A 21,895-nucleotide genomic window follows, 5' to 3' on the forward strand; every position below is an offset into this window, starting at 1 on the left:
TCTGGCGTGAAGCTCTGGAAGTGGCTCGGCCTGGCCGGGCTCGCCGGCGTGGCGGCCACCGGTGCGGTCATCGCCCGCGACCAGCGCCAGCGCTCCCAGCTGACCCCGGAGGACGTGCGCACCCGCCTCCACGAGCGGCTCGAGAAGGGCGCCGGGAAGGGCACGACCGACGGCGGTGCGTGACGTCCCCGCGGTCTTCCTCACCGCCGGCCGGCTGCTCGTCCGGCACTGGCCGGCGCTGCTCGCGCTGAGCTTCCTCGGCGCCGCGGTGCGCGTGGCCGCGGTCTGGCTGGCCGTCCAGGTCAGCGACGTGCAGACCCAGCTGGCCCAGTTCCTGCTCCTCGTCGCGCCGCTGGGCTACCTGTTGCCGATGGTCGCGATGCTGCGGATCTGCCGCACCTCGCTGCCGACCCTGGCCGCGGTGGACGAGATCGTCGAGGAGGCGCCGACCGAAGGCCGCGATGTCCGGCTGGTCGACGTGGCCGTCAGCGCGCTGGTCCCGTTCCTGGCCGTCTACACGGCGTACGGCCTGCTGGACGCCGACATCTTCCGCTTCCGCAACAGCGCGGCCGCCGACATCCTCTTCACCGGGCTGGGCGGCGGCGCCACCGGAGGGCCTGGCACGACCGCGGCCCGGCTGGGCATCTACTCCCTCCAGGTCGCGCTGCTGATCGTGGCCGGCGCCTGGCTGCTGCGCTACGCGCTGGGCCGCGCCGAGCGCCGCTGGAAGCTGACCGCGCTGGCCTACGTCGGCGCGCTCGTCGAGCTCTACTACACCGTCCAGCTGGCCAGTCAGGTCGTGGTCATCAGGGTCGAGGGCGGCGCCTGGATCGAGGACCGCGTCGCCTACCAGTGGTGGACCGACGCCTACGACTGGGTGGTGGACGCGCTCGGTCCGGTCGCCGGGGCGTTCACGGCGGTGGCCGGCCTGGTCGAGGACGTCGTCAGCTCGCTGGACGCCGTCGTCCTGGTCCCGGTCGCCTGGCTCGCCCTCGCCGCGGTGGTGCTCGGGTTCAAGCTGGTCGAGCAGGACGAGGCCGAGACCGGCCCCCAGGGGCTGCTGCGGGCGCTGTGGGCCGACGTCAAGGAGCGGTTCTCGGCCCTGGTCGACGGCGTCCGCCTGCTCGGCAGCGCCGGACTGGTGCCGATGCTGCTGTTCAGCCTGGGGTTCATCACCATCACCCGGCTCCCCGCGCTGCTTCACGAAGGCGTGCGCGCGGTGGTGGGGCCGCAGCCGTTCCAGACGTGGTACGCCTTCGGGCCCTACGAGCTCGCCGCCGGCTTCGCGCTCTCGCTCGCGCTGACCGCGCCCCTGCTGGCCGCGGCCGTCGACTGGCTGGTCAGGGCACGCGCAGGTCGACGTGGTCAGGTGTCTCCCAGTACACCCACACCTCGCTGATCTGGGTGTCCTCCGGAACCAGCACGACCGGGTTGGTGGTCCACGACGCCGGGCGCTCGGGCTCGCCCTCGGGGCCGGTGGTCGGTCGCTCGTCGGCGCCCGGGCTCGGCGCCTCCGGACCGCCCTGCTCGAACGGCGTGCAGGCGTCGGTGGTGTCGGCCTCGAAGCGCCGGCCGTCCTCGTCGACCAGCGCCAGCGTGCAGCCGCGCAGCTGCTGGTCGGGCTCGGCGCGCCAGTCCAGGCGGACGGTGACCGCGCGCAGCCCGTCCGGCGGTGGGGCGGGTGTCCCGTCCTCCCAGTAGGGGTAGAGGGGCGTGTCGCCCACCGCGTCCAGGCGCACCCGGTAGGTCCGGCTGGTCGGGCCGACCGGGTCGGTGTACTCGTCGTGGACCTCGACCCAGGTGTGCGCCGAGCCCTCGGCGATCCGGTGGTGCAGGCCCGCGTCGTACCAGTTGTCCTTGACGTTGTACGACGACGCCGCGGCCGCTCCGGCCACGCAGAAGGGGAGCGCCGCCAGCCAGACGCGGTTCGTGCGCCACCAGCCGCTCACGAGTCCACCTGCGTCAGGGTGATCTCCTGCAGCTCGATCGGCCGGTCGCTGTCCTTCTCCTGGCCGTACGCCGTCGTCGTCTCGGCCCAGTCCTCCGCGTCGGCCCGGGAGATGCCCAGGTCCACGTCGGCCATGGCGTCCCCGCGGGTGGTGTCGTAGATGTCGGAGCCGCGGGCCATCCGCAGGCGGAGCCCGGCCAGGGCGGTCTTCGGGACGTCGAAGCAGAACATGGCGTAGTCCGGGACCGCGGCCTTCGCCCCGGTCGGGCCCGCGCAGTCGGCCTTGGCGGAGCGGAGGAACACCCGGCCGCGGTCGTCGACGAGGTGCACGTCGAGGAAGCTCTCGGCCTCCCGGGTCGCGGTCACCTTAGTCACCACGACCACGAAGACGCCGCCGGCGATGCGGGCCAGCTCGGTCTTGTCCGTCGGGGCGATGTACTGCGCCGGCTCCACGTCGGTGACCTCGACGTCGGCGTAGTCCAGGTGCACCGGCTCGCCGACGGTGCCGCTGCGCAGGAACGGGTCGGTGTTGACCTCGTTGATGTCCAGCTCGGAGGTGACCAGGTGGCCCACCCAGAGCGAGGCGGCGAGGACCACCGCCCCGGTCAGCCGGCCGCCGATCACGCCTCGCCCACCTCGATCGGGACGTGGCCGCGCGCCAGCGCCTGGTCGTCGAAGACCCACCGCTCCGGGTCCAGGGTCTGCGGGTCGACCTCGAGGTAGTCGTAGCCCGAGACCTCGAGGACGACGCCGTCCAGGTCGGTGTCGGTCTCCTGGCGCAGCACGACCGCGTAGTCGTAGGTCTGGCCCGGGTTGATGAACTCGCCGCCCGGGACCTCGGTCGCGTCGTTCACGTCGTAGACGTGCCGGACGGGCTCGGAGTCGCCGGGCCAGGGGATGACCCCGGTGTGCTCCCCGCCGATGGCGTTCCACGAGAGCTTGGCGAACTCCGCGCGATCGGTGTGGTTGGTGACGGTCATCCGGATGACCAGCAGCCGCGAGCCCGGCACGCCGCCCTCGACCGGCGGCAGCGACTCGAGCTGCCGGACCCGGGTGAGGGTGATGTAGTAGGGGCCGGTGTCGATCTTCTGACCGAGCTCCAGCGTGGCCACGTCGGCGTCCTGGGCCGAGCTGAGCCCGCCGAACGGCGCGGTGAGCAGGACCAGCACGGCCGCCAGCACCCCGACCCGCTGGGTGCCGGACCGGCGGGCCACGAACTCGCGGACCCGCTGGCGCCGGGGAGGCGGCCCCGAGGTCAACTGCTCGGCCGCCCGCTCGGTCACCCCCGCATGCTAGGACGCCTCTGCCCGCGTGCCACACGATCCGGGTGTCCGTGCCCCGTCGTAGGTTCGTCGGCGTGGACCTGCGCGACGCCTTCGCGATGGCGGAGTACCTCCTCGAGGTGCACGGCCTGGACGACTGGGAGGTCGCCTACGACAACGCCAAGCTGCGGGCGGGGATCTGCCGGTTCTCCGACAGGGTGCTGGGGCTCAGCGCGCCGCTGACCGCCGTGCACGACGAGGCCGACGTGCGCGACACGATCCTGCACGAGGTCGCGCACGCGCTGGTCGGGCCGCGGCACGGCCACGACGCGGTGTGGCGCGCGCGGGCGAAGGCCATCGGCTGCTCGGGGGAGCGGTGCGTGTCCGCCGAGTCGCCGCGGGTGCAGGCGGCGTGGCTAGGCACGTGCTCGGCCGGGCACACCCTCGAGCGGCACCGGCGCCCCGAGCGGGTGCTGACGTGCGGGCTGTGCTCGTCGCGCTTCGACCTGGACCACGTCTACGCCTGGACCCACCGTGGCCGCCCGGCGGTGCTGCACCCCAACTACGAGGCCGAGCTGGCCCGGCTGCGCGAGGGCCGGCGCACCGTGCTGCTGCCGGTGGGCGCGCGGGCGCGGGTGACGGTGGAGGGTGAGCACCACGGCGTCGTCGGGCGGGTCGCCAAGCGCGGGCGGACGTCGTACCACCTGCGGGTCGGGCGCCTGCTGCTGCGCGTCCCGTTCGCGTGGGTCGAGCCTGCGTGACCTCGGCGCCCCACCGTCGTTGATCTGGGCAACGGACGCGGTCACCCGCGCCGGCGGTCCTCGTCATCGGGGAAGTGTGGACGTGCGCCTCGGCCTCTCTCGGGCAGGTCGAGCCAGGCCCGCGCTGGGACCGCCCGCGGGGCCGGTCCGGACCCCCCTTCTGTGCTACTCACCGCTGGGGGTGGTGTCCACTACGTTGCTGCCGTGACCTCGCCCGACGAGCGCGCCAGCGGCAGAGCGCGCGACGACGCCATCAAGCTGGTCGACGACGCACTCAGATCCGGCCGCATCGTCCAGGCCGACCACGACATGCGCGTGGCCCAGCTGCGCCAGGCGCTGACCATGCAGGAGCTCGACCTGCAGACCCGCGACCTGCAGCTGGCGTCCGCCCCGGTCACGGCGCCGCCGGCGGTCAGCGTCGGCGCGCCGCAGACGCCGGTCCCGGCCGCGCCGGCGCCGGCCCAGCCGCAGCAGCCGTGGCCGCTGGTCAACTACGGTCCCGGCTCCGGTGAGGCTCCCGAGATCGCCCAGCTGGCGAGCAAGGGCGGCAAGGCCATCGGCGGGATCGTCGCGCTGGTCGTGCTGCTGTCGATCGTGGTGCCGGTGGCCGGCGCGATCATCGCGTTCGTCAGCGCGCGCGACTCCCTGCCCGACTTCGGCAGCGCCGGCCCGACCGACGAGACGACGTACCTCCCCGGCCAGGCGCCCGGCGACGGCGGCGTCAACGTGCACACCGTCGAGGGCTACGACGCGATGGTCGACGCGCTCAAGGACGAGACCGGCGCGAGCTACACGTTCACGACGGCGATCTACCCGCGCTACGCCGTGCTCGAGGTGCCGACCGGGGTCAACGAGCGCTACGAGTCCTGGTACTGGGACGGCGAGACCCTCTCGCGCAACGACTCGCGCGGCAGCAGCAGCGAGGCGCAGGTCGACCTCAGCCTGGTCGACCCCCAGACGATCGTCGACCTGCTCACCACCGTCCGCGCCCGCGTCGAGGACCCGACGAGCTGGTACGCCATCGTCAGCGGCGTCGACCCGACCGGCCCGACCATCAGCGCCTACGCCAGCAACGACTTCTCGGAGACGACCTACGTCGTGGCGCACCTCGACGGCACGATCGTCTACGACTCGGACGCGGCGCAGTAGGAATCCCCGGACGGCTCGCGCTGTTGGGCTGGTCATGAGCGACAGGCCACGGCTGATCCCCGACGAGAGCCACCCCATCTCCGTCACCCCCACCGGTTCGAGGGTCGTCGTGACCCGCGGCGACCACGTCGTCGCCGACACGACCCGGGCGCTGACGCTGCAGGAGGCGTCCTACCCGCCCGTTCAGTACGTCCCCCTCGACGACGTCGACCCGGCCGTGCTCGAGCGGACCGACCACGCGACGTACTGCCCCTACAAGGGCGAGGCCGGCTACTACTCGCTGGTCGTCGACGGCGAGCGCGCCGACAACGCGGTGTGGACCTACGAGGCGCCGTACGACGCCGTGGACCAGATCGCGGGCCACGTCGCGTTCTACCCCGACCAGGTCTCGATCAGCGTCGACTGACCCTTTCGGGTACTGCCCGCCCATGACCGACCCGATCGTGGTCATGGGCGTCTCCGGCTCGGGCAAGTCGACCGTCGGTGCGGCCCTGGCCGGACGGCTGCGCGTGCCCTTCGAGGACGCCGACGACCTCCACCCGCCCGAGAACGTCGCCAAGATGTCGCGGGGCGACGCCCTGGACGACTCCGACCGCTGGCCCTGGCTCGAGCGGATCGGTGAGTGGCTGGCCGACCACGAGGGCGGCGGGGTCATCGCGTGCTCGGCGCTCAAGCGCAAGTACCGCGACCAGCTGCGCCACCACTGCTCCTCGGTGGTCTTCCTGCACCTCGAGGGCGGTCGTGACGTCATCGAGAAGCGGCAGGCCTCGCGCCCGGGCCACTTCATGCCCGCGTCGCTGCTGACGTCGCAGTTCGAGACCCTCGAGCCGCTCGCGCCCGACGAGGGCGGCTACGTCCTCGACGTGTCCGGCAGCATCGACGAGATCGTCGAGCAGTACGTCGTCCAGAGTCGCCTGGAGGAGGAGTCATGACGCCGTTCATCATCGCTCTGGCCGACGACCTGCCGGAGCCGGTCGCACCGGGATGGCAGCTGATCACGGGCACGCTGGTGGCCATCGCGCTGCTGGTCGTGCTCATCACCGTGGTGAAGCTCAACCCGTTCCTCGCCCTGATCCTCGGCGCGCTCGTGGTCGGGGTGATCGCGGGGGAGAACCTCCTCGACGTGCTCGACTCGTTCAGCGGGGGCTTCGGCGACACCGCCGCGGGGGTGGGCGTGCTGATCGCGCTCGGCGCGATCTTCGCCAAGCTGCTGGCCGAGTCCGGCGGGGCCGACCAGGTCGTCGACACCATCGTCGGGCGCGCCTCGCCCCGGGCGCTCCCGTGGGCGATGGCGCTGGTCGGCGCGGTGATCGGGCTGCCGATGTTCTTCGAGATCGGCCTGGTGCTGCTGATGCCGGTCATCTACCTGGTGGCCCGGCGGGCCCAGATGTCGGTCATCACCATCGGGATCCCGGCGCTGGCCGGCCTGTCGGCGATGCACGGGTTCGTGCCGCCGCACCCCGGCCCGGTCACCGCGATCGACCTGGTCGGCGCGGACCTCGGGGTGACGCTGGGGCTGGGCCTGCTGGTCGCCGTACCGACGGTGATCGTGGCCGGTCCGCTGTTCGGTGCGCTGGCCGGACGGTGGGTGCAGGTGGAGGCGCCGTCGACGTTCGGCGACGGCGACCGCGAGCCGGTGCCGGCCGAGCGTCGGCCGTCGTTCGGCACCACGATCGGCACGATCCTGCTGCCGGTGGTGCTGATGCTGGCCAAGTCGGTCGCCGACATCGTCATCGACGACCCCGAGGACACCGTGCAGCAGGTCTTCGACGTGGTCGGCGAGCCGTTCGTGGCCCTGCTGATCGGCGTCCTGGTCGCGCTGGTGACCTTCGGCATCCGCGTCGGCATGTCGCGCGACACGCTGTCGGGGACGGTCACCGCGTCGCTGCCGCCGATCGCCGGCATCCTGCTCATCGTCGCGGCCGGCGGTGGCTTCAAGCAGGTGCTGGTCGACAGTGGCGTGGGGACGCTGCTGGCCGACTGGGCGCGCGACGCCAACGTCTCGGTGCTGCTGCTGGCCTGGGTGCTCGCCGTGCTCATCCGGCTGGCCACGGGCTCGGCCACGATCGCCACGATCACCGCGTCCTCGCTGGTCATCGATCTGGTCTCCGGCATGTCGACCTCGGAGGTCTCGCTGGTCGTGCTGGCCATCGGCGCCGGGTCGGTGTTCTTCTCCCACGTCAACGACGCGGGCTTCTGGCTGGTCAACCAGTACTTCGGGCTGACCGTCGGTCAGACCATCAAGACCTGGTCGCTGATGGAGACGGTGCTGTCGGTCTCCGGCCTGGGCTTCGTGCTCCTGGTCTCACTGGTCGTCTAGCCGGTAGACGTACCGGCTGGACGGCACCAGGTCGATGTCGCGGTCGAAGCCGATCCTGGCCACGCTGGCCATCAGGGTGTCCAGCCTGCGCTGCAGCTCCCGGTCGTCGCCGCCGCTGCCGTAGAAGGCGTGGATGTCGGTCATGCCCGCGGTGGGGAACAGCTCCTCGACGAGGGCGTCCACTCGTCGTGGGGCGTTCGGCGTCAGCGCTCGGGTCACGACGTTCTGCACGTAGCCGGTGCTGGCCTGGGTCGCGAGCGCGACGGGCGTGTGCTCGACCAGCCAGCGGTGCAGCCAGACGTCGCGGTCCAGGTCGTCGGGCTTCGTGAGCACGGCGACGTTGGCCAGGGCGTCGGCGCGGACGCCGTCCACGGTCGCCGGCGGCTCGAGCGGGCGACGCTCGTCGACCTCCCAGCCGGCGAGCCGCTCGATCTCCTCGGCCAGGACGCGCGTCGGCTCGTCGGTGTCGGCCCAGACGGTGACGACGGCTCGGACGGGGTCGGCGCCGGTGCTCAGGCGCATCGCGGGGGCGACGTCCTCGTCGTCGAGGTTGAGCTGGAGGCGCGTCGCGCCGGCGCCGGCCAGTCGCCTCTGCAGCCGCTCGTCACGAAGGGTGTCGGGTGCGACGCCCCAGGCGGCGTACATCAGCTTCACGGGCCCGAACCTAGCCACCTGGCGTCCACAGGTGTCCCTGTCGGGGGCGGTCGTCCCCAGGGCGCTCGCCGCTGTCCGGCGGCTGTCGGTGCCGGTGGGGAGGGTCGTGGTGTCCCTGCGAGAGGAGGACTCGTGCTCCACCCCGATGACCAGTCCCAGGTCGTGTCCGTCGCCCCACCCCTGACCGCGTCCGAGGTCGAGGTGGTGGCCGGCTTGGCCGGCGTGGGCGCTGGCCCGCGGCGGGTGTGGCCCGGGCAGCCCGGCCGGCGCTCGCCGTGGCTGCCGTGTGCGGGCGGCTGCTGCCTGGTCGCCGAGGCGCGACCCGGCGGCGACCCGGCGGGGTGGCTGCGGTTCCTGGTGCGCGAGGTGCTGGCGCCGGTGGCCCGCGACGCGCTCGCGCGGGCCGAGCGGATCGGGCTGCCGGGTGGCCACCGGGTGGACGGGGAGGTGCTGCTCGGCGGCCTGGGCGGGCCGCGCCTGCTGGTGGCGGCCGGCCGGCGGGTGCGGGTGGCGCCGCTCGACGACGACCTGCTGCCCCTCGCCGCGCCGCGTCGACGACACCGGGGGGAGGTGGTGCAGCTGGCCGGTCACCCGACAACTGAAGAGCGGAGGCGGCGTCAGAGCACCGAGCGGTAGACCTCGACGGTCCGGTCCGCGATCGCGGCCCAGCTGAAGTCCTCGATGGCCCGGCGCCGTCCGGCCCGTCCGAGCTCGTGCGCGCGGTCGGGGTCGCTGACGACCTCGGTCAGGGCGGCGGCGAAGTCCGCGACGTAGCGGTCCGGGTCCAGCGGCGTGCCCGTGCCGTCGGTGGCCTGGTCGATGGGGACCAGGCGCCCGGTGGCCTCGGCGCCGGCCGCGCCGAGCCCGGAGTGCGCGTCGACGACGACCTCGGGGATGCCCCCGGTCGCCGTGGCCACGACCGCCGTCTCGCACGCCATCGCCTCGAGGTTCACAATGCCCAGTGGCTCGTAGATCGACGGGCAGGCGAAGGCCGTGGCGCCGGTCAGCAGCGCGACGACGTCGGCGCGGGGCAGCATGTCGGCGATCCACGCCACGCCGCTGCGGGTCTGGCGCAGGCCGTCGACGAGGCCGACCACCTCGGCCTCGATCTCGGGGGTGTCGGGCGCGCCGGCGCACAGCACGACCTGCACCTCGGGCGGGAGCTCGGCGACGGCGCGCAGGAACAGCGGCAGGCCCTTCTGCCGCGTGATCCGCCCGACGAAGACCACCGACGGCCGGTCGGGGTCGACGCCGAGCTCGCGGACCCGGTCGGGGTTCGGGGCGGGACGCCAGAGCTCGGTGTCGATGCCGTTGTGCACGACGTGCACCCGGTCGGGGTCGACGGCGGGGTAGGAGCGGAGCACGTCCTCGCGCATGGCCGCGGAGACGGCGATGACCGCGGCCGCGGCCTCGTAGGCCGTCCGCTCGACCCACGAGGACACGGCGTACCCACCGCCGAGCTGCTCGGCCTTCCACGGGCGCATGGGCTCGAGCGAGTGGGCGGTGACCACGTGCGGCACGCCGTGCAGCAGGCCGGCCAGGTGGCCGGCGAGGTTGGCGTACCACGTGTGGGAGTGCACGAGGTCGGTGCCCGCGCAGCCGTCGGCGATGGCCAGGTCGACACCGAGGGTCCGCAGCGCCGCGTTGGCGCCGGCGAGCTCGGCCAGGTCGGCGTACGACGCCGTCCCGGCCTCGTCGCGGGGTGCGCCGAAGGCGTGCACGCGGGTCTCGAGGTCGTCGCGGGCCCGCAGCGCGCGGACCAGCTCGGCGACGTGCACGCCAGCGCCGCCGTAGATCTCGGGCGGGTACTCCTTGCTCAGGACGTCGACACGCACGGGCGTGACGCTACTCCGCGCCGACCGCGGGCCGGCCGTGGTCAGCGGGTGGCGGTGCGGGCGCCCGCGCTGCTGGCCTGGTCCTCGCCGGCGGCCCGGGTGCTGAGCAGGGCCGAGACGGCGAGGGCGAGTCCGAGCACGAGGATGACGGCGATCCGCCAGGCCGGGACGGTCATGCCACCGACCCTGGCACGACCGGCGTCCCGGCGGGCGAGAACGCGGCAATCCGCGGGCTGACCTGGGCTGACCTGGGCTGACCTGAGCGGGGCGCGGGGCTACGGTGACCACGTGACCGTCAAGCGACCGAAGGTGCTCGCGATCGTCCTGGCCGGTGGGGAGGGCAAGCGGCTGATGCCGCTGACGGCCGACCGGGCCAAGCCGGCGGTGCCGTTCGCGGGGATCTACCGGCTCATCGACTTCGCGCTCTCCAACGTCGTGAACTCCGGCTACCTGCAGATCGTCGTGCTGACGCAGTACAAGTCGCACAGCCTGGACCGGCACGTGACCCAGACCTGGCGGATGTCGACGATGCTCGGCAACTACGTCGCGCCGGTGCCGGCCCAGCAGCGCGTGGGCAAGCACTGGTACCTCGGCAGCGCCGACGCGATCTTCCAGTCGCTCAACCTCATCCGCGACGAGAAGCCCGACATCGTGGTGGTGGTCGGCGCCGACCACGTCTACCGGATGGACTTCTCCCAGATGGTCGACCAGCACGTCGAGAGCGGCGCGGCGTGCACGGTGGCGGCGATCCGGCAGCCGATCTCGCTGGCCGACCAGTTCGGCGTCATCGACGTCGAGCCCGAGGCGCCGACCCGGATCCGGGAGTTCCTGGAGAAGCCGACCGCTCCGGTCGGGCTGCCGGACAGCCCGGGCGAGGTGCTGGCGTCGATGGGCAACTACGTCTTCGACGCCGACGCCCTGGTCGAGGCCGTGACCCGCGACGCCACCACGGACGGCTCCAAGCACGACATGGGTGGCGACATCGTGCCGGCGTTCGTGCGGCGCGCCCAGGCCGGCGTCTACGACTACAAGGACAACGTGGTCCCGGGCTCGACCGAGCGCGACCGGGGCTACTGGCGCGACGTGGGGACGCTCGCGTCGTACCACGCGGCCCACATGGACGTGGTCTCCCCGCTGCCGGTCTTCAACATGTACAACTTCGACTGGCCGATCTTCACCTCCTACGGCCCGCAGCCGCCGGCGAAGCTCGTCCAGGGCGGCGACGGCACCAAGGCGGTCACCGACGAGGCGGTGCTCTCGCCCGGCGTGGTGGTCAGCGGCGGCACCGTCCTGCACTCGGTGCTCTCACCCGACGTCCGGGTGGCCAGCGGGGCACGCGTCGAGGGCTCGGTGCTGCTGCACAACGTCCGGGTCGGCGAGGGCGCGGTCGTGCGCAACGCGATCATCGACAAGAACGTCGTCGTCCCGCCCGGCGCCGAGGTCGGCGTCGACCCGGTGCTGGACGAGAAGCGCGGCTTCCTCGTCCAGGACGGCCTCACCGTGCTCGGCAAGGACCAGGCCTTCCCCGACCTCTAGAGGATCCCGGCGGCCCGCGCCGGCTCGGCGTACGCCGCGGCGAGGGACTCCACGGTGTCGTGGGCGTTCAGGCCGCTGGGGTTCGGGACGACCCACAGCTCGGCGCCGGCCAGCGGCTCGGGCTGGCGACCGACGACGGCGCGACGCGCGGAGAAGGCGGCGCGGTACGCCGTGATGCCGGCGACCGCCACGACGCCCGGCCGGGTGCGCTCCACGGTCTCGACGAGCCGCTGACCGCCGGCGCGGTACTCCTCCGGCGTCAGCTCGTCCGCCCGGGCCGTGGCCCGCGGGACGACGTTGGTGATGCCGAGGCCGCGGGCGCGGAAGTAGTCGCGGTCCTCGTCGGTCATCCCGGACGCGGGGTCGATGGCGCGCTCGATGATGCCGGCGCGGAGCAGGGCCGGGTAGAACCGGTTGCCCGGTCGAGCGAAGTGGGTCTGCACCGCGGCCGTCCACAGTCCGGGGTTGATGCCGACGAAGAGCAGGCGCAACGGCTGGCCGGGCTCGGGCAGCAGGTCGGGCACCTCGGCGTCGCGGAACGCCTCGAGCTCGGCGCGGGTGAACGTGCGGCGGGGAGGGGGCACCGGCGCAGCCTGCCGGAACCGGGCTCGGGACGCTACCGTCCCAAGGGTCATGCGCCACCCTCTCGGAACCGTCCTGCCCACCGTCCTGCTCGCCGTCCTGCTGACCGGCCTGACCGCGTGCGGCGACGACTCCGGCACGGTCGCCGACGACCCGCCGCGCTCGGCCACCCCCACCCCGAGCTCCTCGGACTCCCCGGGCGGCGACGACAGGCCGGGTCCGGGCGACCCGGTCGAGTTCGAGCTCGTCACGACCCTCACCGAGACGGCGGCCCGGGGCGACGTCTCCACGGAGGCCGTGCCGCTCCCCGACGACCCCGCGGTCCAGCAGTTCGTGGCGGCCTTCACCGAGCCCCTGCAGGCGTCGGTGGAGCAGGCGGTGGCCGGCGCCGCCGTACCAGACGACATGCAGCTGTACGGCGCGGTCGTCAACGTGGGCTGCGACGCCCCGGACCAGGTGCAGGTCGTGGAGAACGCCGGTGCGCTGCAGGTGATCGCCGAGAAGGTGCCCGACCCCAAGCGGGAGTGCTTCGCGCCGATGACCACCGTCGCACTGGTCCTCGTGCCGGCCTCCGCGGTCGGGTGAGGCTCAGCTCGCGGGCACCGCGTCGTAGGTGACCTCGAGGCCGTTCGCGACCGGCCTCGGGTGTCCGTCCGAGGGCGAGTTGGCCACGGCGAGCGACTGGTCGGCCTGGCGCACGAGCATGATCGAGGACCCGCCGCCGTCGAGGTTCAGCGCGTCCTCGACGCCGAGCCGCTCGAACAGCTGCGCCATCTCCTTCATGGTCAGCCCGCGGCTGAAGTCCTGGCGGCCGTCGACGACCAGGAGCAGCAGCTGACCGGTGTCGCGGTCGAGGCCGATCGCGGTGCGCGGGTGCAGGTCGACGTCGCCGCGCGAGATCCGGACGCCGTCGCGAAGGATGTAGGTGTTGCCGGTGAGGACCACCGCGGCGTCCTCGGACAGCGTCACGTCCGCGGTCAGCCGCTGCCCGACGCGGATCCGGGCCAGCTCGCCGGCCCCGCGACCACGCCCGACCAGCACCAGGTCGCGCACGCCGAGGCGGCGCGGGAAGGTCCGCTGGTTCGCGGTCACCCGCCCGCCCTTCACGATGACCATCCGCACGCCGCGCCGCTGGCCGTCGGTCACGCGGTAGCTCCGCAGCTTGCCCCACGCCCGCGTGTACAGGCCGATCCCGCCCGGCCGCACCGACGGCGAGTTCACGGTGGTGACGTCGAGGCCGGGTCGCTGGCGGAGGACCGCGTCGGCGTACACGTCGCTCAGGTGCGGTACGCCGGCTGGGTCGATCCAGAACGCGCTGTTCCACCCGCTCTGGACGCCGTTCAGCACGCCGCGGTCCCGGTCCCGAGCCACCCCGAGCGGCGCCTCGGTGTCGCGGATGTCGAAGAAGTCGCCGTTGACCGCGACCACGGCGTCCGGGTCGACCACGTCCGCGACCGGCTGCCGCGCCGCGACGTCCGCGCCGGCCACCACGTCCAGGCCGAGCCCCGGCGTCGCCGGGTCGATGCGCACCAGCTGGCCGCGCGTCACGCCCCGGGCGCCGGTCAGCGTGAACTGCTCGAAGCTCACGCCCGGTGCCACCGGGTAGGTGACCAGCGTCGTCCACGTGTCCTCGGCCCGCAGCGCCGCGGGCAGCGGCAGCGCGCGCTCGCCGCGTGCGCCGTCGGAGGTCTGCGGCGGCTCGGCCCAGCCCGGGGCCGTCGTGAGGCCGGCCGTCGTCGCCAGGACGAGGCCGACCGCGAGCACCCCGAGCCGACCCATGCCCTGAGGGTAGGGCGCTCAGCGCCCTCAACAGGGGAGCGCGTGCAGCTTCTCGAGTCCCCTGAGGTCACCGCTGCCGAAGCCGGTCTGCCCGACGTACTCGGCGTTCATCAGTTCGTCCACGTCGTCGACGTGGTCCAGGCCCAGCACGTGCCCGAGCTCGTGGGCCAGGATCAGCACCTGCGACTGCTCGTCGCCGGTCGCCTCCATCCGCGCGTACGCGTCGGCGTCCAGCACCACCAGCCCGGTCACGAACCGCACCCGTCCGCCCACCTGCTGCGGCGTGCTCCCGCCGATCCCCGCCGTCGACCCCGCCAGGTCCGGCACCTCGCTGTCGTCCGCCCACGCCACCAGCACCGGCGGCGGCGAGTCCGGGTCCACGCGCCGGCCCTCGAAGGACCGGTCCACCGACGTCCCGTCGTACTGGAAGTCGAACCCGCTCGCCTCGCTCACCGTCTCCACGCCCGCCCGCACGATCCGCTCCCACCCGTCCGGGGCGCCCTCCGGGTTGACGACGTACCGGATCGGCGAGCAGTGGTCCCACCCCACCGGGTCGCCCGCCCCCGTCTCGACCACGAACGAGTACGACCCTGCGTCCTTCCCCGTCAGCTGGTCGGCCAGCTGCCGCAGCCGGTAGCCCGTCATCCCCGGGTCGTGCAACATCACCACTCCCGCCAGCACCCCGCTCACCAGCAGTCCCGGCAGCACCGGCCCCGTCGTACGCCGCCCGTCCCGCCCCCGCCGCCCCCGCCGGTGCCGCCGCTCACCCGACCCGACCGGCACCGCCGCCCCCAGCCCGTGCTCGCGGTCGACGCGGTCCAGCTCCTCCAGCCTCCGCATCGCCTCCCGCCGCCACCGCCGCTCCGCGCGGCGCGCGCGCCGAGATCCCCCCACCCCCCGATTCTCGCCCACCGCCCCACACCCACCGTCGGCCCGCTGTCCACAGACCGGATCTCTCCGGGTCGTCAGGCGCGTCGTACTTCGGTACGGTCCAGTCAAGGTTCTCCTTCTCGGGAAAGGACCCTGATGACCCGGACGCGTCTCGCGCTGGCTGCCGTGGCGGCAGCGGTGCTCCTCTCGGCCTGCCAGGACGACGACCCCGAGCCGAAGGTCGCCGACCCCACGCCCTCGGCTACATCGGTCGAGTCCCCGCCCTCGCAGACGGCGACCACCTCGCCAGTCGCCCAACCCAGATCGCCAGAGGAGACGGTTCGCGCCTGGGTCGATGCTCAGAACCATGCCTTGGCCTCAGGCGATACGACGGCTTTGCGGGAGCTTGCAGCAGAGGCGTGTCAGGGATGCGACGACTATCCCGATGGCATCGATCAGATAGTTGGCGCCGGGGGACACTTCGAGGGCGGCAAGTGGTCCATCGTTCGGGCAAGGGTGCAAGACGCCGACGCAAACCCGGTCAGAATTAACGTCGGGATTCACATAGCCGGTGGGATGACTGTGACGTCTGCGGGAGCGGCGCCAACTACGTACGCACCCGCGAATCGGTTGTTTGCCTTCGAGCTCGTGAATGACACAGGCGAGTGGCTGATCTCCCTTGTTGGATCCCTGTCGTGAACCGGCTGGTCGCCTGCGCGTGTCTCTTTGCTTCGCTCGTTGTCATCGGACCAGCGGCAAACGCCGCTGGATGCTCTACCAGCGCGGACGGCGAGCAAGTCAACGGCGGTATCGCTATCAGTCATGTGAATTGTCCGCCTCCGGACGTGGTGACTGATGTCGGGCACCTCGACAACGGCCCGCGGGACTCCAATCTCGACGGCATCTGCGTCAGCACCGCAATCTCCGTCGGGATAGATCCGTTCAAGTTCTGCGACGAGCCCTCGGAGCCCGGTCAGGCAGAAGTGACAGGGGATCTGGTTGCGGCTGCATTGAAGTTTGTACCGCTCCCACCCAGCGTTCTGACCGTTGAACCGCCCAACGGCCGCACGCTGGTCAACTTCGACACCAACTTCTTCACGACGACGCAGCCCTTCGACACCGCCGTGACCCTCCTCGGCCAGCGCGTGGACCTCCACATCACGCCGGCGCATTTCACCTGGCAGTTCGGTGACGGCGAGTCGTCGGCGACGACCGAGCCAGGGGCACCGTTCCCGGCGCTCGACGTCACCCACGCCTACCGCAAGAAGGGCCACGTCGCGCCGAGCGTCGACACGACGTACACCGCGCAGTTCCGGGTCAACGGCGGGCCGTGGCGCGACGTGCCGGGCACGGTGACGATCGCGGGCGCGGCGGTCGACCTGCAGGTGCTCACGGCGACGCCGGTGCTGGTGGGCTACAACTGACGCGTGCGGCCGTGGAACACCTTCGTCGAGGGTGACAACCTCGAGGTGGTGCCCCGGCTCGCGGCGGAGTACGGCCCGATCGACCTGGTCTACGCGGACCCGCCGTACAACACCGGCAACGACTTCGCGTACGCCGACGACATCCGCGGTGACGGGGTCCGCAGTCGGCACGAGGCGTGGGTGGCCTGGCTGCGGCCGCGGCTGGAGGTGGTGCGGGACGCGCTCAAGGAGACCGGCGCGGTCTTCGTCAGCATCGACGACAACGAGGCGGCGCACCTGCGCCTGCTGATGGACGAGGTGTTCGGCGAGGCCAACTTCCTGGCCCAGGTGGTGGTCAACCTCAACCCGAAGGGCCGGCAGCTGGGGCGGGGGTTCGCGACGAGCCACGAGTACCTCCTGGCCTACGCCAAGGACGCGCGCCGCACGGTGCTCGACGCCAGCAGCAGCGAGGCGGTGGTGGAGAGCGACTTCCCGCTGCGGGACGGGGACGGGCGCCGGTACCGCCACCTGCCGCTGCGCAACACCAACAAGAAGTTCAACCCGGTGACGGCGCGGACCCTGCACTTCCCGGTGTACGGCGACCCGGACAGCGGGCTGGTCCGGAGCACGCCGTTCGAGGGCGGGGTGGAGGTGCTGCCGGTGTTCGGGGACGGTACGCCGGCCGTGTGGCGCTGGAGCCGGCCCAAGATCGACGCGCAGCCCGGCGACCTGGTGTGCCGGCGGGTCCAGGGCCGGCGGGGCGAGCGGGTCGACGTGTTCCAGAAGGACTGGCTGCACCGCGACGTGCCGGGCGGGCGCCGCAAGAAGCTGCGCACGATCTGGCTGGCCGAGGAGATCGGCTCGACCGACACCGCGGTGGCCGAGCTCAAGGAGCTGGTGGGCCACGTCTTCGAGTCGCCCAAGCCCACCGGCCTCCTCAGGCGGGTCCTGTCGACGATGCCGGACGACGTGGTGGTGCTGGACCCGTTCGCGGGCAGCGGTACGACGGGCCACGCGGTGGCGATGGTCAACGCCGAGGACGGCGGGACGCGGCAGTGCCTCAGCGTCAACCTCGCCGAGCCGACGCGGGTCGGCTCCAACGCGCACGCGGCAGGCCTGGCCACGGTCGCCGACGTCACCCGGGCACGGCTGCGCGCGGTGGCGGAGCGGTACGGCGGCGGGCTGGACGAGCGCTAGACGCCGGCGGCCTTCTCGAGCGCGGCGACCTCGTCGTCGAGGTGGGTCAGCAGTCGCTGCAGGTGCGGGACGGTGCGGCGGCACCCGGTGAGCCCGAAGGCCATCTTCCCGTCGTACGACGTGCAGGTGATGTTGAGCGCCATGCCGTTGATGGGGATGGAGAGCGGGTAGGTGCCGACCATCTTGGCGCCGTTCCAGTAGTGCGTCGTGCGCGGGCCGGGGACGTTGCTGATGATGAGGTTGTACGGCGGCCGGATGATGCCCTGCATCCGCAGCATCGGCGTGAGGATCGCGGGCGCCTGACCGAGCGCGCTCATGGCGAGGATCTGCGCGGGCGTCATCGACTCGAGCGCGTCCTTGCCGTCCTTCATGCTGCGGTGGATCGACGTGAGGCGGTCCTCCGGGTCGTCGCGGTCGGTGGCCAGCTGGCACATGACGGCGCCGACGGCGTTGCCGCCCTTGTCGGAGGCGCTGTCGGACTGCTTGGCGTTGAGGCCGACCGGGACCATGGCCACGAGGGGGCTGTCGGGGAGGGCGTCGAGCTCCTCGAGGTAGGTGCGCACGGCGCCGCTGCACATGGCGAGCACGACGTCGTTGAGCGTCGTACCGCTGGCCTTGCCGATCGCGCGCAGCCGCTCGACCGGCCAGTCCTGGGCGGCGAAACGTCGGGAGCCGGTGATCTTCTGGTTGAAGATCGTGCGCGGGGCGTACAGCGACAGGGCGCTGGTCTCGTTGCGGACGCTCTTGGTCAGCGTCTTGATGAACGCCGCGGGCATGCCGGCGGCCTCGGCGGTGAGGCCGAGCGCGCCGCGCAGGGCGGTCATCGGGACCTCGGAGAGGGTGAACTCCTGCTTCGGCTTCCTGCTGCGGCCGCTGCCGGCGTTCGCGCCCCACGGTGCGGGCATGCCGCGCTCGTCCGGGTCGGTGCTCAGCACGCTCTGGAGCAGGCGCATGGCGGAGACGCCGTCGACGAGGGCGTGGTGGAGCTTGGAGTACATCGCCACCCGGCCGTCCTTGAGCCCCTCGATGACGTGGGTCTCCCAGAGCGGGCGCTCCCACGCGAGGCGGGTCGAGTGCAGGCGACCGCAGAGCTCGAGCAGCTCGCGGACCCGGCCGGGGCTCGGCAGCGCGCTGTGGCGCAGGTGGTGCTCGATGTCGAACTGGTCGTCGTCCTTCCAGACCAGCTGGCCGCCGGTGCGGATCGAGCGGTGGGGGTGCTTGAGGTAGAGCGGGCGGATCTCCTCGACGTCGCGCATCTGCTCGAACATCTCGCGCGTGTAGTTCTTGCCGGCGCCTTCGGGCTTCTCGAACAGCTGCAGCCCGCCGACGTGCATCGGCATCTGGCGGTTCTCCGCGAGGAGGAACGCCGTGGACGTGGGGTCGATCGGAGTGGCCACCGGACTCCTTCACTGTGCGCGCTCGGGTGCGCTGGTGCGTGCTCGCCTGGTCTCGCGGGCGAGCGGCGTCCGATGATCCCGCGCCGTGACGGGCGCCACAACCCCCGTCGAGCAGTACCCCGTTCTCTCCACAACCGGCCCACACCCGCGACTTCTCCACAGGCCGCCCGCACCGGGCTCCACGTGTCCGCGGTCGTCCCTAGCGTCGTCCTCACCTCGACCTCTCGGGAGGACACCGTGCACCTGCTCCGCTCCCTCGTGCTGCTCGCCTGCGGCGCCGCGGCCGCCGTCGCACTCTGGGCGGCGGCCGCACCAGCGGGTACGACGACCCTGGCGCCGGTCGCGCTGACGAGCCCGTGACCGGGCCGTCGTCCGCCGTCCCGCCCGTCCCCGCCGGGTCGCCGCGGGCGGCATGGCACCATCGGCCGACATGGAGGTCGCGCCGATCGACCAGCTGTGGGACCGGGGGCGCGAATCCGTGCGCTCCCGGCTCTCGCGGGTGGCCGACAAGCGGTGGCAGATCGCGCAGTGCGCGATCGCCGCCGGCGTGGCCTGGCTGATCGCCGCCGACCTGCTCGGGCACCAGCGCCCGTTCTTCGCGCCGGTCGCCGCGGTGGTGAGCCTCGGGACGTCGTACGGCCAGCGGCTGCGCCGCGTGGCCGAGGTGACGACGGGCGTAGCGCTCGGCGTGCTCATGGCCGACCTGCTGGCGATCCTGCTCGGGTCGGGCTGGTGGCAGCTGACGGTCGTCTGTGCGCTGTCGATGTCGATCGCCCTGGTGATCACGAGCGGACAGATGTTCGTGACCCAGGCGATGGTGCAGTCGATCATCATCTCCGCGCTGGCGCCGCCGCCGTCGCAGGCGTTCGTGCGGTGGAGCGACGCGCTGATCGGAGGGTGCGTCGCTCTGGTCGCCGCCACCGTCGTGCCCGCCGCCGCGCTGCGCCGACCCCGCGAGAACGCCGCCAAGGTGGTGCGCAAGGTCGCCGCGCTGCTGCGCGCCGCCGGGGAGGTGATGGTCGACGGCGTGGCCGCGCGCGGACTCGAGCTGCTCGCCGACGCCCGGTCCACCGACTACCTGATCCGCGAGCTGCAGGACGCCGCCGACGAGGGCATGGCCGTCGTGTCGTCCTCGCCGTTCCGGGTCCGGCACCGCAAGGACATCCGCCGGATGGCCGAGCTGGTCGAGCCGCTCGACCGCGCCCTGCGCAGCACTCGCGTCCTGGTCCGCCAGACCGCGGTGGCGGCGTACCACCACCGGAGCGTGCCGAAGTCGTACTCGCTGCTCGCCTTCGACCTCGCCGACGCCGCCGACATGGTGGCCGACGAGCTCCACGCCGACCGGATGGCCGTCTCCGCCCGCGACGCGCTGGTGCTGGTGGGGGAGGCCTCCGGGTTGGTCGAGCGGGCCGACGAGATGAGCGCCGAGGTGATCCTGGCCCAGCTGCGCTCCGTCGTGGTCGACCTGCTGCTGCTCACCGGCCTCAACCAGATCGAGTCGACCGAGGCGTTGCCCCCGCCCCCGAGGTGGGAGCCGTCCTCCGACTCGACCGATGACTGACCGGGCCCAGGTGAGTCGGGACGGCGTGGTCCCGATCGAGCGCTGGGTGCTGCACGTCGACCTCGACCAGTTCCTGGCCGCGGTCGAGGTGCTGCGCCACCCCGAGCTCGCCGGCCGGCCGGTGATCGTCGGCGGCGACGGAGACCCGACCAAGCGCGGCGTGGTGTCGACGGCGTCCTACGAGGCGAGGCAGTACGGCGTCGGCTCCGGCATGGCGCTGCGGATCGCGGCACGCAAGTGCCCGGACGCCGTCTTCCTCCCGGTCGACCGACCGGCGTACGACGAGGCCTCGGAGCAGGTCATGGACACGCTGCGCGCGCTCGAGTGGGGCGGCCGGCCCGTCGTGCTCGAGGTCCTCGGCTGGGACGAGGCGTTCCTGGCCGCCGGCCCGCGGCCGGGCGACGAGCCCGACCAGCGCGGCGCCCAGCTCGGCCGCGGCCGCCCCTGGGCCGGCGCCGCCGACGAGCTGGCGGCCGACAGCATGACCGACGCCGACGGCGCAGCGCCGTCGGCCGACGAACCAACACCGGTGGTGGAGGCGGGGCAGGGGAGCCTCCCACCCGTGGGAGAACCGGCCAGGGCCACGCCCCTGGGGACGCGGACGGGGGCCCCGCCCCCGGGGCCGGGGCCGGGGCCGGGGAAGGGGGCCCCACCCCCAGGGCCGGGGAGGGGGGCCCCGGGTGGGTCCTCGCCCGGCCATGGGGGCGGGCCCGCCGGGGTTGCGGCCGCGGACCAGGCCCCCACAGCAGGCGGTACGCCGGGCGCGGGCGGGCCCGGGCAGGAGCCGACGCTGGTCGCGGGCACCGAGCTCGCGCACGCCGTCTCACACGCCTCGGCGGTGGTCGGCTTCGACGACCCGGACCCGATCGCCTTCGCCGCCCACATCCGCTCGCGCGTGCTCACGGCTACCCGGCTGCACTGCTCGGTGGGCATCGGGGACAACAAGCTGCGGGCCAAGATCGCGACGGACCTCGGGAAGCCGCGGGGCTCGTTCGTGCTGACGGCCGAGAACTGGTTCGAGGTGATGGGCGAGCGGCCGGCGACGGCGCTGTGGGGGATCGGGCGCAAGACGGCCAAGCGGTTGAGTGCGCTGGGGATCGAGACGGTCGAGCAGCTCGCGGCGAGCGACGCCCGGGTGCTGGCGGCGGAGCTGGGGCCGACGATGGGGCCGTGGTACCACCGCCTGGGGCGCGGGGTCAGCGACAGCGTCGTGTCGGCGGCGCCGTGGGTGCCGCGGGCGCACGGGCGGGAGACGACGTTCCAGGAGGACCTCGAGGACTGGGACCGGATCGCCGCGGAGGTGCGGCGGCTGACGCGGCAGGTGGTCGAGGACATCGACCGCGAGGGCCGGGCGGCGGCGCGGGTCGGGCTGAAGCTGCGCTACAAGCCGTTCTTCACCGTGAGTCGCAGCCTGACCCTGGGCGAGCCGAGCAACGACCCCGAAGTGTTGGCCGAGCGGGCGGTCAGCCTGCTGGACCGGGTGGAGCGGGACCGGCCGGTGCGGCTGCTCGGCGTGCGCCTGGAGATGGTGGCGCCCGAGGGCGGCTACTGAGGGGACGCGCCGCGACCGCACGCGACGACGCGATGCCGACCGAGGACGCAAGCCCGGCGGTTGCACCTTCTGGCCGAGGCGTGCGGCTT

The 21,895-nt window shown here is 73.0% G+C and carries 26 protein-coding genes; 16 read left to right on the forward strand and 10 right to left on the reverse strand.

What is annotated here, in order from left to right:
* The first annotated feature begins 6 nt into the window (after positions 1-6).
* A complete protein-coding gene (locus G5V58_RS01080) occupies positions 7-183 on the forward strand; it encodes a hypothetical protein (protein ID WP_165227993.1) in 177 nt (58 codons plus the stop codon).
* The gene (locus tag G5V58_RS01085) at positions 176-1,399 is read left to right on the forward strand and encodes a hypothetical protein (RefSeq protein WP_165227995.1); all 1,224 of its coding nucleotides are present in this window, start codon (positions 176-178) and stop codon (positions 1,397-1,399) included. The genes G5V58_RS01080 and G5V58_RS01085 overlap by 8 nt, the downstream gene beginning before the upstream one ends.
* On the opposite strand, the gene G5V58_RS01090 is transcribed toward G5V58_RS01085, so the two are convergent.
* From G5V58_RS01090 to G5V58_RS01100, 3 genes are read right to left on the reverse strand one after another with little or no spacing between them, the layout of a single operon-like run.
* Positions 1,341-1,949, reverse strand: coding sequence for a hypothetical protein (locus G5V58_RS01090; protein WP_165227997.1), 609 nt, complete (start codon positions 1,947-1,949; stop codon positions 1,341-1,343). The two genes, G5V58_RS01085 and G5V58_RS01090, sit on opposite strands and share 59 nt — an antisense overlap.
* Positions 1,946-2,572, reverse strand: a complete 627-nt coding sequence (locus G5V58_RS01095; protein WP_165227999.1) for a hypothetical protein — start codon at positions 2,570-2,572, stop codon at positions 1,946-1,948. The genes G5V58_RS01090 and G5V58_RS01095 overlap by 4 nt, the downstream gene beginning before the upstream one ends.
* Positions 2,569-3,231, reverse strand: a complete 663-nt coding sequence (locus G5V58_RS01100) for a hypothetical protein (RefSeq protein WP_165228001.1) — start codon at positions 3,229-3,231, stop codon at positions 2,569-2,571. The genes G5V58_RS01095 and G5V58_RS01100 overlap by 4 nt, the downstream gene beginning before the upstream one ends.
* 74 nt (positions 3,232-3,305) lie before the next feature.
* Between G5V58_RS01100 and G5V58_RS01105 the strand changes: the two genes are divergently transcribed.
* The 5 genes from G5V58_RS01105 (at position 3,306) to G5V58_RS01125 (ending at position 7,440) form a co-directional block, all read left to right on the forward strand.
* On the forward strand, positions 3,306-3,971 hold the full coding sequence (locus G5V58_RS01105; protein ID WP_165228003.1) for a SprT-like domain-containing protein: 666 nt from the start codon (positions 3,306-3,308) through the stop codon (positions 3,969-3,971).
* A gap of 204 nt (positions 3,972-4,175) precedes the next feature.
* On the forward strand, positions 4,176-5,120 hold the full coding sequence (locus G5V58_RS01110; protein WP_165228005.1) for a DUF1707 domain-containing protein: 945 nt from the start codon (positions 4,176-4,178) through the stop codon (positions 5,118-5,120).
* A gap of 34 nt (positions 5,121-5,154) precedes the next feature.
* Complete coding sequence (locus tag G5V58_RS01115; RefSeq protein WP_165228007.1) at positions 5,155-5,526, forward strand: DUF427 domain-containing protein; 372 nt, start codon at positions 5,155-5,157, stop codon at positions 5,524-5,526.
* 22 nt (positions 5,527-5,548) lie between these two features.
* A complete protein-coding gene (locus G5V58_RS01120; protein WP_165228009.1) occupies positions 5,549-6,052 on the forward strand; it encodes a gluconokinase in 504 nt (167 codons plus the stop codon).
* On the forward strand, positions 6,049-7,440 hold the full coding sequence (locus G5V58_RS01125; protein ID WP_165228010.1) for a GntP family permease: 1,392 nt from the start codon (positions 6,049-6,051) through the stop codon (positions 7,438-7,440). The genes G5V58_RS01120 and G5V58_RS01125 overlap by 4 nt, the downstream gene beginning before the upstream one ends.
* Here G5V58_RS01125 and G5V58_RS01130 read toward each other — a convergent pair.
* Positions 7,426-8,085, reverse strand: a complete 660-nt coding sequence (locus G5V58_RS01130; RefSeq protein WP_165238487.1) for a hypothetical protein — start codon at positions 8,083-8,085, stop codon at positions 7,426-7,428. The genes G5V58_RS01125 and G5V58_RS01130 overlap by 15 nt on opposite strands.
* 141 nt (positions 8,086-8,226) lie before the next feature.
* Between G5V58_RS01130 and G5V58_RS01135 the strand changes: the two genes are divergently transcribed.
* Entirely contained in the window at positions 8,227-8,730 is a 504-nt protein-coding gene (locus tag G5V58_RS01135) for a hypothetical protein (RefSeq protein ID WP_165228011.1), read from the forward strand.
* On the opposite strand, the gene glgA is transcribed toward G5V58_RS01135, so the two are convergent.
* Together glgA and G5V58_RS26310 are read right to left on the reverse strand one after the other, a co-directional pair.
* Positions 8,712-9,929 (reverse strand): glycogen synthase, encoded by a 1,218-nt coding sequence (glgA, locus tag G5V58_RS01140; RefSeq protein WP_165228012.1) that lies wholly within the window; start codon positions 9,927-9,929, stop codon positions 8,712-8,714. The two genes, G5V58_RS01135 and glgA, sit on opposite strands and share 19 nt — an antisense overlap.
* A 41-nt stretch (positions 9,930-9,970) precedes the next feature.
* Positions 9,971-10,105, reverse strand: coding sequence for a hypothetical protein (locus tag G5V58_RS26310; protein ID WP_268991254.1), 135 nt, complete (start codon positions 10,103-10,105; stop codon positions 9,971-9,973).
* Between the two features lie 175 nt (positions 10,106-10,280).
* Between G5V58_RS26310 and G5V58_RS01145 the strand changes: the two genes are divergently transcribed.
* Positions 10,281-11,465 (forward strand): glucose-1-phosphate adenylyltransferase, encoded by a 1,185-nt coding sequence (locus tag G5V58_RS01145; RefSeq protein WP_407939768.1) that lies wholly within the window; start codon positions 10,281-10,283, stop codon positions 11,463-11,465.
* Here G5V58_RS01145 and G5V58_RS01150 read toward each other — a convergent pair.
* Positions 11,462-12,049 (reverse strand): mismatch-specific DNA-glycosylase, encoded by a 588-nt coding sequence (locus tag G5V58_RS01150; RefSeq protein ID WP_230486985.1) that lies wholly within the window; start codon positions 12,047-12,049, stop codon positions 11,462-11,464. The two genes, G5V58_RS01145 and G5V58_RS01150, sit on opposite strands and share 4 nt — an antisense overlap.
* Before the next feature lie 49 nt (positions 12,050-12,098).
* On the opposite strand from G5V58_RS01150, the gene G5V58_RS01155 reads away from it, so the two are divergent.
* Positions 12,099-12,632 carry a hypothetical protein gene (locus tag G5V58_RS01155; RefSeq protein WP_165228015.1) on the forward strand — a complete coding sequence of 178 codons (534 nt, stop codon included), beginning with the start codon at positions 12,099-12,101 and terminating at the stop codon, positions 12,630-12,632.
* Positions 12,633-12,635: 3 nt separating this feature from the next.
* Here G5V58_RS01155 and G5V58_RS01160 read toward each other — a convergent pair whose 3' ends face one another.
* On the reverse strand, positions 12,636-13,826 hold the full coding sequence (locus tag G5V58_RS01160; RefSeq protein ID WP_165228016.1) for a phosphodiester glycosidase family protein: 1,191 nt from the start codon (positions 13,824-13,826) through the stop codon (positions 12,636-12,638).
* Between the two features lie 27 nt (positions 13,827-13,853).
* On the reverse strand, positions 13,854-14,666 hold the full coding sequence (locus tag G5V58_RS01165; RefSeq protein WP_165228017.1) for a matrixin family metalloprotease: 813 nt from the start codon (positions 14,664-14,666) through the stop codon (positions 13,854-13,856).
* A 186-nt stretch (positions 14,667-14,852) separates the two neighbouring features.
* Here G5V58_RS01165 and G5V58_RS01170 point away from each other — a divergent pair, with 186 nt between their 5' ends.
* From G5V58_RS01170 to G5V58_RS01180, 3 genes are read left to right on the forward strand one after another with little or no spacing between them, the layout of a single operon-like run.
* A complete protein-coding gene (locus tag G5V58_RS01170) occupies positions 14,853-15,395 on the forward strand; it encodes a DUF6318 family protein (protein ID WP_165228018.1) in 543 nt (180 codons plus the stop codon).
* The gene (locus G5V58_RS01175) at positions 15,392-16,120 is read left to right on the forward strand and encodes a hypothetical protein (RefSeq protein ID WP_165228019.1); all 729 of its coding nucleotides are present in this window, start codon (positions 15,392-15,394) and stop codon (positions 16,118-16,120) included. Before G5V58_RS01170 ends, G5V58_RS01175 begins: the two co-directional genes overlap by 4 nt.
* A 3-nt stretch (positions 16,121-16,123) precedes the next feature.
* On the forward strand, positions 16,124-17,296 hold the full coding sequence (locus G5V58_RS01180) for a site-specific DNA-methyltransferase (RefSeq protein ID WP_165228021.1): 1,173 nt from the start codon (positions 16,124-16,126) through the stop codon (positions 17,294-17,296).
* On the opposite strand, the gene G5V58_RS01185 is transcribed toward G5V58_RS01180, so the two are convergent.
* Positions 17,293-18,693 (reverse strand): WS/DGAT/MGAT family O-acyltransferase, encoded by a 1,401-nt coding sequence (locus G5V58_RS01185; RefSeq protein ID WP_165228023.1) that lies wholly within the window; start codon positions 18,691-18,693, stop codon positions 17,293-17,295. The genes G5V58_RS01180 and G5V58_RS01185 overlap by 4 nt on opposite strands.
* Positions 18,694-18,876: 183 nt before the next feature.
* Here G5V58_RS01185 and G5V58_RS01190 point away from each other — a divergent pair, with 183 nt between their 5' ends.
* The 3 genes from G5V58_RS01190 (at position 18,877) to G5V58_RS01200 (ending at position 21,806) form a co-directional block, all read left to right on the forward strand.
* A complete protein-coding gene (locus tag G5V58_RS01190) occupies positions 18,877-19,053 on the forward strand; it encodes a hypothetical protein (protein WP_165228025.1) in 177 nt (58 codons plus the stop codon).
* Positions 19,054-19,123: 70 nt separating this feature from the next.
* Complete coding sequence (locus G5V58_RS01195; protein ID WP_165228027.1) at positions 19,124-20,254, forward strand: FUSC family protein; 1,131 nt, start codon at positions 19,124-19,126, stop codon at positions 20,252-20,254.
* Positions 20,247-21,806, forward strand: a complete 1,560-nt coding sequence (locus G5V58_RS01200) for a Y-family DNA polymerase (RefSeq protein WP_165228029.1) — start codon at positions 20,247-20,249, stop codon at positions 21,804-21,806. Before G5V58_RS01195 ends, G5V58_RS01200 begins: the two co-directional genes overlap by 8 nt.
* Positions 21,807-21,895 lie beyond the last annotated feature (89 nt).

The organism is Nocardioides anomalus, assembly GCF_011046535.1.
GTDB lineage: Bacteria > Actinomycetota > Actinomycetes > Propionibacteriales > Nocardioidaceae > Nocardioides > Nocardioides anomalus.